Source organism: Clostridium sp. (genome assembly GCF_051278035.1).
GTDB lineage: Bacteria > Bacillota > Clostridia > Clostridiales > Clostridiaceae > Clostridium_AD.
In genome coordinates this window covers 1-11,063 of sequence record NZ_JBNMNU010000144.1, presented here as the reverse complement: position 1 = coordinate 11,063, position 11,063 = coordinate 1, and the positions used below count along the sequence as shown (strand labels likewise).

The following is an 11,063-nucleotide window of genomic DNA, read 5'->3' as shown; positions in this document are numbered from 1 at the left end:
TCTTTTACTTTATATATTTTACAAAATAAAGCTCCCTATTTCTAATATTCAAATAACACAAATTATTCTAGAAAATAATTTTATAAATTATTTTACTTTACAACAATATATAACGGAACTCATATCGTCTAACTTGCTTTTGCATACAGAGCAGCAAGGTAAACATAGATTAGTCATTACCCCAAAGGGGAACAGTGTTCTATCCTTATTTAAAGAAAGAATTTCAGAAAATAAGATACAACTTATTGATGACTACTTGAAATCTCATCTTGAAAATATTAAAAAAGAACTAAGAGTTAGCGCCGATTACACAATAGAAAATAACAATAATTATCTGGTTAATCTAACTGCATCAGAAGATACCTTTACACTTATAGATATTAAACTTAGTGTTGCTTCTAACAAGCGCGCTCGAGATTTATGCGCAAAGTGGAAAGATAATCCATCAGAGCTTTATACTAAGATAATAAACGTTCTAATAGATGACTAATCTTTTAAAAAAAGCTTAATCTTCTTTTAGAAGTTGAATTTTTATAAAAGTGCCATTCCTGTAGGCTCTCCGCCAATAGCAATGGCTTTTTTATTTTCAGTTGTTTTATCAATTCTAATAAGTAAGTTGTTATAATTATCACCTACATACAAATATTTTTCATCTTCGAGTATTCCTCTAGGCATGCCTCCAACTTCAATTTTTTTTATCTCTTTGTAATTATTTACATCTACTATACTCACAGTACCTTCTCCAAAATTTGATACATAGCAAAATCTTTCATTAAAATACATATCTACAGGCGAATTACCAACTGGTATTTTATACAATACATTAAAGTTTTTTAATGAAATAATACTTATACTTCCCTTGCTATCCATACCTATATTGCTCTCGCAAACTAAAATATACTTCCCATCCGCTGTGATTACAGCTTTAGTCGGATATGCCCCCACCCTAATGCTTTTAATTTTTCCATTCGCTGCACCATCTATTATTGTTATACTATCACTATTCATATTTGCTACTATAATAAGGTTTCTCTTTTTACAAATATAAATGCTATGCGGTAAATTGCCACAAGGGATTGCTTCTACAATGTGTTTTTTATCTAAATCAAATACTAATATGTCATCAGAATCTCCACAAAGAACATAAACTTTATCGTCATAAACTGATAAATCATTACAGTGCATTCCTATGAAATAACTTTCAGTTTCGTAACTATACATATCAACCAAAGAAATACTATTATCATAACTGTTAGCTGTTATCACCTTATTTTCATGAATATATATACCATGAGGACCAATTCTTTTGAGATTTTCACTATCTAAATATATTTTTTTTTCTTCTATATATGAATCTAAATCAACTTTCGATATGCAATCTGATGAAGTATTACACACATATAACTTTCTCAAATTCATCACCCCCTCACATCCATAATATGAAAATAGTAATAATATGCTAACAATGTTTTATTTATATTTATTTCTTTACATACAGACGTTTAATAGACTATAATGACTATTGTATTTGTTAAAATAACAGAAGACGGAGGGGAACATTATGTATAGTTATACACCAAAAGGCGTTTGTTCCACAAACATAAACTTTGCAATTGTAGACGATAAAATAACAGAAGTTATTTTTACTGCAGGCTGTCCTGGAAATCTATTTGGAATTTCTACCCTTGTAAAAGGAATGAAAGTATCCGATGCTATAGAAAAACTTAAGGGTATTAGCTGTGGTAATAAAAGTACATCTTGCCCTGACCAACTAGCTTTGGCACTTGAGAAATTAGTTGTAAATGCTTAAAAACAAAGACACATATTAAATTATAATATGTGTCTTTGTTTATTTAAAAGAGCTATTTAAAATTATGCATATTTCGTATAATCTTTCTCATATCTCCAGCCATGTACAGTGAACCTGCCACTAATAATAGATCATCTTCCTCACAATAGCTCAAAGCTTTTTTATAAGCCTTCTCATAATTTTCAATTGACTCACAATTAATTGTATATTTTTCCACTTGAACTTTTAGATCTTCTGAAAGTTCTGCCCGTTCGCTATGAGGTGTAACAGTAATAACTCTACTAACCTTTGGGACTATAGTTCTTATCATCTCTTCAACTTGTTTGTCCGTTAGAATTCCCAAAATCAGTATTATTTTGTTGTAGTTAAAATAGATGTCAATACTTTCAGTAAGGTTTTTAATACCATCTATATTATGTGCTCCATCTATAACTACTAATGGTTTTTTATTCATTACCTCAAGGCGTGCTGGCCATTTTACAGTTGCAAGGCCAGTCAATATATTATCCTTATTTATTGTAATTCCTTGCACAATAAGTTCCTCTATAGTATGAACTGCCAGATCGCAATTTAAAATTTGATGTTTGCCTAGGAGTGCCAAATCAATAATATAATCATTATTTGTAGTTTTAATCTCTATTTTTTGTGTTATGGCTTCACTATTTTCTTTTTCTAAATGTAGAGCTGAGTTAATCGGCACTTTTATTAATTTGCAATTTCTCTCCATGCATGTCTTTTCTATTACTTCTTCACTTTGTTTCTTTTGTGGATACATAATTACTGGAATTCCTTCCTTAATGATGCCTGCTTTTTCATAAGCAATTTTATCTAAGGTATCTCCGAGTATTTGAGTATGGTCTAAACTAATAGATGTAATAACACTCAAAATAGGTGTTATTACATTTGTTGAGTCAAGCCTTCCTCCAAGCCCTACTTCAACAATTGCAAAATCTATCTTCTCCTGGAAAAAGTATAAAAATCCTGCACAGGTGATGATTTCAAACTCTGTCGGATTACTATACCCAAGTTCCACTACTTTTTCTACTGCTTTTGAAACCTGCGTTATGATAAGACCTAAATCTACTTTAGAAATATTTCTATTATTAATTTGTATTCTCTCTTCAAATTCTTCAATAAATGGCGAAGTATATAATCCTGTCTTATATCCTGCACTCACCAAGATATTAGCTACCATAGCAGTAGTCGAACCTTTCCCATTAGTTCCCGCTATATGTATACATTTTATTTTTTTGTGGGGATCTCCTAAAATTTCTAATATTTTGCATGTTCTTTCAAGCCCAAGTTTACTACCAAACTTAGCTGTGTTTTTTATGTAAGCTATAGACTCATCATAATTCATGTTTATACTTCCTTTCAAAATAGGATGGTGCCGATTAATTAATAACCTGCGGCACTACCACCTTTTTAAAATTCTCCTATGCTTCATTAAAACATAGGAGAATTAAAAATTAAAGTTTACTTCAAATTTTGTATACTTTGAAGTACTGAATTGTACATTTCTTTATATTTTTCGCCCTTAGCTGTTTCTTCCTCAACTACTTCTACTGGCGCTTTATCCGTAAATCTTTTATTGCAAAGTTTCTTCTCTACTCTGTCAATTTCACTTTCTAGCTTTTCCTTATCTTTATTTAATCTTTCTAATTCTTTTTCTAAATCTACAAGCTCAAGTAATGGCATATAAACCTCTGCACCTTTAGTTACTACTGTAACCACATTTTCTGGAGCCTCTGCTTTAGAATTTAGGAATACTACCTCGCTAGCTGAAGCTAGTTTTTGAAAATACACCATACCTTCTTCAAACGCTTCTTTTCCTTCTGTAGCATATATAAATGTTTTTGCTTTTTTGGAAGGCGGTACATCCATATCCGCTCTAGCATTTCTTACGTCTTTTATAGCTTCTATAATATAGTTCATGCACTCTTCCGATTTTTCATCTTTAAGGTCATCTTCATACTCTGGCCATTTTGATATTGTTATCGACTCACATTCTGTTTGTATATGAGTGAATATTTCTTCTGTTATATATGGCATAACTGGATGAAGTAATTTAAGTCCTGTAATTAATACTGTATTTAATACATTTAGAACTACACCCTTGGCCTGCCCATCTTCAGCATATAATACTGGTTTAACAAGCTCTATATACCAATCACAGAATTCTGTCCACATAAAGTCATGAGTCTTTTGAAGAGCTATGCCTATTTCGAATTTGTCAATATTTTCAGTAACTTCTTTTGTTACAGTATTCATTCTTGATAATATCCACTTGTCCGCAACACTGTAGTTTTTATTATCTTTGCACTCAGTCATTAGCTCCTCATTTACATTCATCATAACAAATCTAGAGGCGTTCCAAATTTTATTTGCAAAATTCCTAGCGGACTCTACTCTTGATTCATAGAATCTCATATCGCTACCTGGAGAATTCCCTGTAGCAAGTGAGAATCTTAATGCATCTGCACCATATTTTTCTATTATGTCTAGTGGGTCTGTACCATTCCCTAAGGACTTAGACATTTTTCTTCCCTTATCATCTCTAACCATTCCATGCATTAATACCGTTTCAAAAGGTACTTCATTTAGACTATAAAGTCCTGAAAAAATCATTCTTGCAACCCAGAAAAATATAATGTCGTATCCTGTTATTAAAACGCTTGTTGGATAAAAGTATTTTAAATCCTCTGTATTATTGGGAAATCCAAGTGTTGAAAAAGGCCACAACGCTGAGCTGAACCACGTATCAAGCACATCTTTATCTTGCCTAAGGTTTGCACTATTACATTTAGTACAATTTGTTGGCTCATCAGTTGCGACTATAATTTCTCCACAATCTTTGCAGTACCATACTGGGATTCTATGCCCCCACCATAATTGTCTTGATATACACCAATCTTGAATGTTTTCCATCCAATTGAAATATGTTTTTTCAAATCTCTCTGGAACAAATTTAGTTTTCTTTTCCCGCACAGCATCTATAGCTGGCTTTGCAAGTGTTTCCATCTTAACATACCATTGTTTGGATAACAGTGGCTCTACAGTGGTAGAGCACCTATCGTGAGTACCTACATTGTGAGCATGCTCTTTTATTTTAACGAGTAGCCCCACATTGTCTAAATCTTCTATAATAAGCTTTCTTGCCTCATATCTGTCAAGACCTGAATATTTTCCATAACCTTCACATATAGTTGCATTTTCATTCAAAACCACTATTTCAGGTAGATTATGTCTCTTTCCTATTTGATAATCATTAGGATCATGTGCTGGAGTTATTTTAACCGCACCTGTTCCAAACTCTAAATCAACGTAATCGTCTGCAACTATTGGTATTTCCCTATTTACAAGAGGTAAAATTAATGTTTTCCCTACTAGATGTGCATAACGGGGGTCTTTAGGATTTACTGCTACTGCAGTATCTCCAAGCATAGTTTCCGGTCTAGTAGTAGCTATTTCTAAAAATTCATCACTACCTGCAACCGGATATTTTATATGCCAAAAGTAGCCTGCTTGTTCTTCAAATATTATTTCCGCATCTGAAATTGCTGTCATACATTTTGGGCACCAATTTGTTATCCTATTTCCTTGGTATATAAGCCCATCCTTATATAATTTAACGAAAACTTCTTTTACTGCATGATTTAAGTTCTCATCCATAGTAAAACTTTCACGCGAAAAGTCAGCGGAACAACCTATTTTCTTTAATTGCCCTCTTATTTTTGCTCTATATTCATCAGTCCACTCCCAAACTTTTTCGAGGAAGGCTTCTCTTCCCATTTCTTTTTTCTTTAGCCCTTTCTTTAAAAGTTCATTTTCAACTTTTACTTCTGTTGCAATACTAGCATGGTCTTCTCCAGGAAGCCATAAGGTGCTATATCCCTGCATTCTTTTAGTTCTTATTAAGATGTCTTGAAGAGTATTATCAAGAGCGTGACCTAAGTGTAATTTACCTGTAATATTTGGTGGTGGCATTACTATTGTGAATGGCTTTTTATTTTTATCTACTTTCGGAGTAAAATATCCACTCTCTTCCCACCAAGCATAAAGTCTTTCTTCAAATTCTTTCGGATCATAGTTTTTAGCAATATTATTGTTTTCTTCCAATGTTAACTCCTCCTTATTTATATCATCTCTAATATTCTAAATTTTCACAAAAAACAAAAAAAGCCTACGTCTAATAAAGGACGAAGAACTCGCGGTACCACCTTTTTTCCTGCAAATCTACAGGCTCTTGATAATTTAACGATTAAGATAACCGTCTTTATCTACTACTCATATTTAAATGAATTCAACAAAGAAGCTCCGAAGCTACCTTCAAGGTTTTTCATATAGAAGATCTTACAGCCTGTGGACCTTCCTCTCTTAATACTAGTTTTCCTTTACTCCTCTTCATCTAAGCTTTTAAAGGTTTTATGAAATTTTCATTTATAACATATTATACACCCTAGTATTTATATGTCAATATTTAATTTTTAAAATTGAAATGTCACATCTACACAAATTTTCATATTATAAATAGTAACAACTTTATAATGTGGAGGTATCTATGAAGATAAAAAAACTCTCAATTCTTTCCCTAATTATTTCTATTGCTTTAATAACAACTTTACTTTCTGGATGTAAGAAAAATAATAATGACGCTTTAGTAAAGGTTAAATTAAATGAAGTAGTTCGTTCTATTTTCTATGCTCCTATGTATGCAGCCATCTCTCAGGATTTCTTTAAAGAAGAAGGCATTGAAATTGACCTTTCAACTGGTCAAGGAGCAGACAAAACCATGCAACAAGTTTTAAGTAATGCTGTAGATATAGGTTTCAGTGGACCAGAACAAGTTATTTACATCTACAATCAAAATCGAGCTGACTACCCTGTTATTTTTGCACAATTAACACAAAAAGACGGTGCATTCCTAGTATCTAGAAATGCTGAAGCAAATTTCAGCTGGGAATCTTTAAAGGGTAAAACTTTAATAGGTGGAAGACCTGGCGGAGTACCTGAAATGGCTTTAGAATACGTTTTAAGAAATCATGGAATTGACCCTAGTCAAGATATCGAACTTATTACAAACTTAGCTTTCACAGCTACTGCTGGAGCTTTCAAGGGTGGCACAGGTGATTATGTTTCTCTGTTCGAGCCTACTGCTAGCTTAATGAAAAAAGATAATTCCGGACATATTGTAGCCTCCATAGGCGCTTCTGCAGGAACCATACCTTATACCTGTTTTTATGCTACACAATCTTATATAGAAAAGAACCCAGAAATGGTTGAAAAATTTACTAGAGCAATTTATAAGGGCCAAAAATGGGTAAATAATCACACTGATGCAGAAGTAGTCAGTTCAATTAAGTCCTACTTCCCTGGTGCAGATGAAGCTGTACTTGTTGAATCTATTAAAAACTATAGAAATATTGATGCTTTTTCACCAGACCCAGTACTAAAATCCGAAGACTTAACAAGACTTATGGATATTATTCAATCCTACAAATCAGATTTAATTCCACAAAGGCCAGCATTTGATAAAATTGTGAACAATAGCTTTGCAGAAAAAGTAGTAAAAGATCTAAAATAAATATAAGTCTATAAAATGAAGGTTCGGCATTTGTGGTGTTCCGATAGTTGATAATTCGTTAACAGACTCTAAGTTTATTCCATTAAACTAAGATTCTGTAAAACTCATTATACACTATATTTCACACCACTAAATGCCGAACTTTCATAATTATATTTCACTTAACCATATCTACATACATTTCCCCGGTAATGATACCTTGACCTAATCATCCGAGGGGACATGTCCTTGGACTACTTAGACTATGTAAGTATGAAATCTCTCCGAAGTGACTTGCAATGCGAAACGATAAAACATTGAAATCCCATTTAGAAATTCTTCTTTTGCGAATATAAAATCCCCGTAGGCCTTCCAGGACGGAAGGCCAGTGAACCTGAGCCAGGATGGCGAATGTGAACGTTAGGGGATTTTATATGAGCAAAAGTTTAGAATTTCTTATGGAATTTCACGTTTCGAGTTCGTATTGCCAGCCACGCAGGAGAGATTTCATACTTTTCTAATCCATTTTCTTGTCACTAGCTACTTCCCCGTGAGCATTTTCAATTTCTACCTGGCTATTAAGGTTTTTGAATGCAACAGACATCATTAGCTTTATTCTATTAATTTGATTTACTTCACTAGCACCCGGGTCATAATCTATAGCAGTAATATTAGCGCCAGGATACCTTCTCTTTAACTCTTTAATCATCCCTTTGCCTGTTACATGATTTGGAAGACAAGCAAAAGGCTGCATACATATTATATTTTTTGTTCCACTTTCAATAAGCTCAACCATTTCGGCAGTCAAGAACCACCCTTCACCTGTTTGATTGCCTAGTGATAAAATAGGTGAAGCCCCATCAGCTAACTCATGTATAGTTTTTGGAGCATGAAATCTGATACTACTATCTAAAACTGATTTCATATGTTTCCTAAAACTTTCTATATATCCAATAGCTAAATTATTTATTACTTGAGCTTTCTTACTCTTACCCAAATATTTATATTTAAAATTGGCATCATAGGCACAGTATAAGAAAAAATCCAAAAAGTCAGGCATAACAGCCTCTCCGCCTTCATTTTCAATAACATCTACAATGTTATTATTAGCTGTAGGATGAAACTTAACTAAAATCTCTCCCACTAGACCTACCTGAGGTTTCAAAATATTTTTAAGCTCTAGATTATCAAAATCGGCTACTATAGAGGAAATATTTTTTTTAAACTCCCTGCTACTTCCCTTTATTACAGATAATTTACATGTTTTCACCCATTTTTCATAAAGTAAATTAGCTGAACCTAGCACCCTCTCATAAGGTCTAACCTTGTATAATACCCTCATAAGCAAATCTCCGTATACTAAAGCCATTATTGATTTTCTAACCATTGAGTAGCTAACTTTAAAGCCAGGATTTTCTTCAAGGCCAGAAGCATTTAAAGAGACCACTGGAATATTTGGGAAGCCCGCTTCCTTAAGTGCCTTCCTAAGAAAACCAATATAATTTGTTGCTCTACATCCTCCTCCAGTTTGAGAAATTATAACAGAGGTATTTTCAATATCATACTTTCCAGATTTTAAAGCAGCAATTATTTGTCCTACTACAATTATGGTAGGGTAACAAGCATCATTATTTACATATTTTAAGCCTTCATCTACAGCTTTTGTATCTACTGATGGTAGAATTTCTAAATTGTAACCTGATGAGTTAAAGGCTTCCTGTACAAATTGAAAGTGTATCGGAGACATTTGTGGAGATAAAATTGTGTGCTTCTTCCTCATTTCCTTGGTAAAAACAACTCTATTGTAAGTCTCAGCAGTTTTAATCTGAGGAGTTCCATGCGTGTCTCTTTCACTCATTGCAGCCTTTAATGACCTAATTCTAATTCTCGCAGCTCCCAGGTTATTTCCCTCATCAATTTTTAAAGTTGTATATATCTTTCCGTTATTCGCCAAAATTTCCTGTACTTGGTCCGAAGTAACTGCATCAAGCCCACACCCAAAAGAATTAAGTTGAACAAGCTCAATATTAGGCTCGCTGGCTACAAAACTAGCCGCTGCATAAAGCCTTGAATGATATACCCACTGATCAACTGTTCTTAAAGGTCTTAAAACTTTACCTAAATGAGCCACAGAATCCTCTGTGAGTACAGGCATATCAAAGTCTGTCATCACGCTTGGAATCCCGTGATTAATCTCTGGATCTATATGATAAGGTCTTCCAGCTAAAACAATACCTTTCTTTCCGGTCCGCCTAATATATTCTACAACTTCTTCACCTTTACTTTGAATTTCCAATTTAACCTTTTCAGTTTCAATCCATGCCTTTTTAGCAGCAATAGAAATTTCACTTTTATGGATTGCAAAACATGATAACTCATCATTTAATCTACTAACTAATGCTTTGTCATTGTCTAAAGAAACAAAAGGACTTAGAAATTTAATTTTTTTATCCTTCAAGATATCCATATTGTTTTTTATTACCTCAGGATACGAAGTTACAATAGGGCAGTTATAATGATCATCCGCTCCGGGTTGCTCCTTTTTTTCATATGGAACACAAGGATAGAATATAGTTTTTATTCCCTTATTTACAAGACTCATTATATGACCATGTACTATCTTAGCAGGGTAACAAGCCGATTCTGAGGGTATAGTCTCTAATCCCATTTCGTATACAACCTTAGAAGATCTCTCCGAAATTTCAACCCTGAATCCTAAACTTGTGAAGAATGTAAACCAGAACGGATAATTTTCATATATATTAAGCACTCTTGGAATACCTATTGTGCCTCTAGGTGCCTCTTCTTCCTTTAGAGGAATATAATCAAATATTCTTTTGTATTTATAATCATATACATTTGGAATTTCTTCTTTTTTAGCACTATGGCCTAGTGCTTTTTCGCAACGATTCCCAGATATAAATTGCCTTAACTTATCAAATTTATTAATTGTAAGAACACATTGATTTGCACACTGCGTGCATCTACCCATTGAAGTTTCCACGATAAAATCATCCAATTGCTCTAAAGATAATAATGTAGTAATTTTGCCTTTCTCCGCTCTTTCCCTTGCGATAAGCGCAGCGCCAAACGCACCCATTAAGCCTGCAATATCAGGTCTAACTGCTTCTCTCTCTGAAATAATTTCAAAAGCTCTAAGTACTGCACTATTATAAAAGGTACCTCCTTGAACAATCAGCTTTTTACCCATATCTTTAGGATCTCTTATCTTAATGACCTTAAGAAGTGCATTTTTAATTACTGAATAAGAAAGTCCTGCTGATATATCCCCTACAGATGCACCTTCTTTTTGAGCTTGCTTAACTCTTGAATTCATAAACACAGTACATCTTGAACCTAAATCCACTGGACTTTTAGCACGTAGTGCTGCAGCTGCAAAATCCTCTACTCCCATATTTAAAGAATGAGCAAATGTTTCTATAAAAGACCCGCAACCTGAAGAACAAGCTTCATTTAGAAGTATACTATCAATAACACCATTTTTTATTCTTAAACATTTCATATCTTGTCCACCAATGTCTAATATAAAATCTACTCCGGGCAAAAAAAATTCCGCTGCCTTGTAATGAGCTATAGTTTCAATTTCTCCAATGTCCACTTTTAGAGCTGCCATTATTAAACCTTCACCATAACCAGTTACTGCTGAATTCAATATAATTGCTTCCTTTG

General features: G+C 33.4%; 7 protein-coding genes and 1 other annotated feature. Of the genes, 3 read left to right on the top strand and 4 right to left on the bottom strand.

The annotated features are described in order from the left end of the window. Nucleotides 1-490: DUF4364 family protein (locus tag ACJAX4_RS17945; RefSeq protein ID WP_435790820.1), on the top strand; the 490-nt coding region annotated here is incomplete at its 5' end. Nucleotides 491-531: 41 nt separating this feature from the next. On the opposite strand, the gene ACJAX4_RS17940 is transcribed toward ACJAX4_RS17945, so the two are convergent. Continuing rightward, the gene (locus tag ACJAX4_RS17940; protein WP_435790819.1) at nt 532-1,413 is read right to left on the bottom strand and encodes a YncE family protein; all 882 of its coding nucleotides are present in this window, start codon (nt 1,411-1,413) and stop codon (nt 532-534) included. A gap of 148 nt (nt 1,414-1,561) precedes the next feature. Here ACJAX4_RS17940 and ACJAX4_RS17935 point away from each other — a divergent pair, with 148 nt between their 5' ends. Continuing rightward, nucleotides 1,562-1,810: a TIGR03905 family TSCPD domain-containing protein gene (locus ACJAX4_RS17935; protein ID WP_435790818.1), complete on the top strand. Its 249-nt coding sequence runs from the start codon at nt 1,562-1,564 to the stop codon at nt 1,808-1,810. Between the two features lie 52 nt (nt 1,811-1,862). Here the strand turns inward: ACJAX4_RS17935 and ACJAX4_RS17930 are convergent, their stop codons facing one another. Both ACJAX4_RS17930 and ACJAX4_RS17925 read right to left on the bottom strand, forming a co-directional pair. Further along, a complete protein-coding gene (locus ACJAX4_RS17930) occupies nt 1,863-3,170 on the bottom strand; it encodes a bifunctional folylpolyglutamate synthase/dihydrofolate synthase (protein WP_435790817.1) in 1,308 nt (435 codons plus the stop codon). A gap of 116 nt (nt 3,171-3,286) precedes the next feature. Further along, complete coding sequence (locus tag ACJAX4_RS17925) at nt 3,287-5,929, bottom strand: valine--tRNA ligase (protein ID WP_435790816.1); 2,643 nt, start codon at nt 5,927-5,929, stop codon at nt 3,287-3,289. 73 nt (nt 5,930-6,002) lie between these two features. Beyond that, nucleotides 6,003-6,230, bottom strand: a binding site (T-box leader). A gap of 141 nt (nt 6,231-6,371) precedes the next feature. Here ACJAX4_RS17925 and ACJAX4_RS17920 point away from each other — a divergent pair. After that, nucleotides 6,372-7,394 (top strand): ABC transporter substrate-binding protein, encoded by a 1,023-nt coding sequence (locus ACJAX4_RS17920; RefSeq protein WP_435790815.1) that lies wholly within the window; start codon nt 6,372-6,374, stop codon nt 7,392-7,394. A 496-nt stretch (nt 7,395-7,890) separates the two neighbouring features. On the opposite strand, the gene ACJAX4_RS17915 is transcribed toward ACJAX4_RS17920, so the two are convergent. Then, a partial coding sequence (locus tag ACJAX4_RS17915; protein WP_435790814.1) for an acyl-CoA dehydratase activase-related protein occupies nt 7,891-11,063 on the bottom strand: 3,173 nt, incomplete at its 5' end.

Bases quoted from the DNA above. Each gene is read 5' to 3' on its own strand.
- ACJAX4_RS17935 (WP_435790818.1), top strand. From the start codon at position 1,562: ATGTATAGTTATACACCAAAAGGCGTTTGTTCCACAAACATAAACTTT.
- ACJAX4_RS17930 (WP_435790817.1), bottom strand. From the start codon at position 3,170: ATGAATTATGATGAGTCTATAGCTTACATAAAAAACACAGCTAAGTTT.
- ACJAX4_RS17920 (WP_435790815.1), top strand. From the start codon at position 6,372: ATGAAGATAAAAAAACTCTCAATTCTTTCCCTAATTATTTCTATTGCT.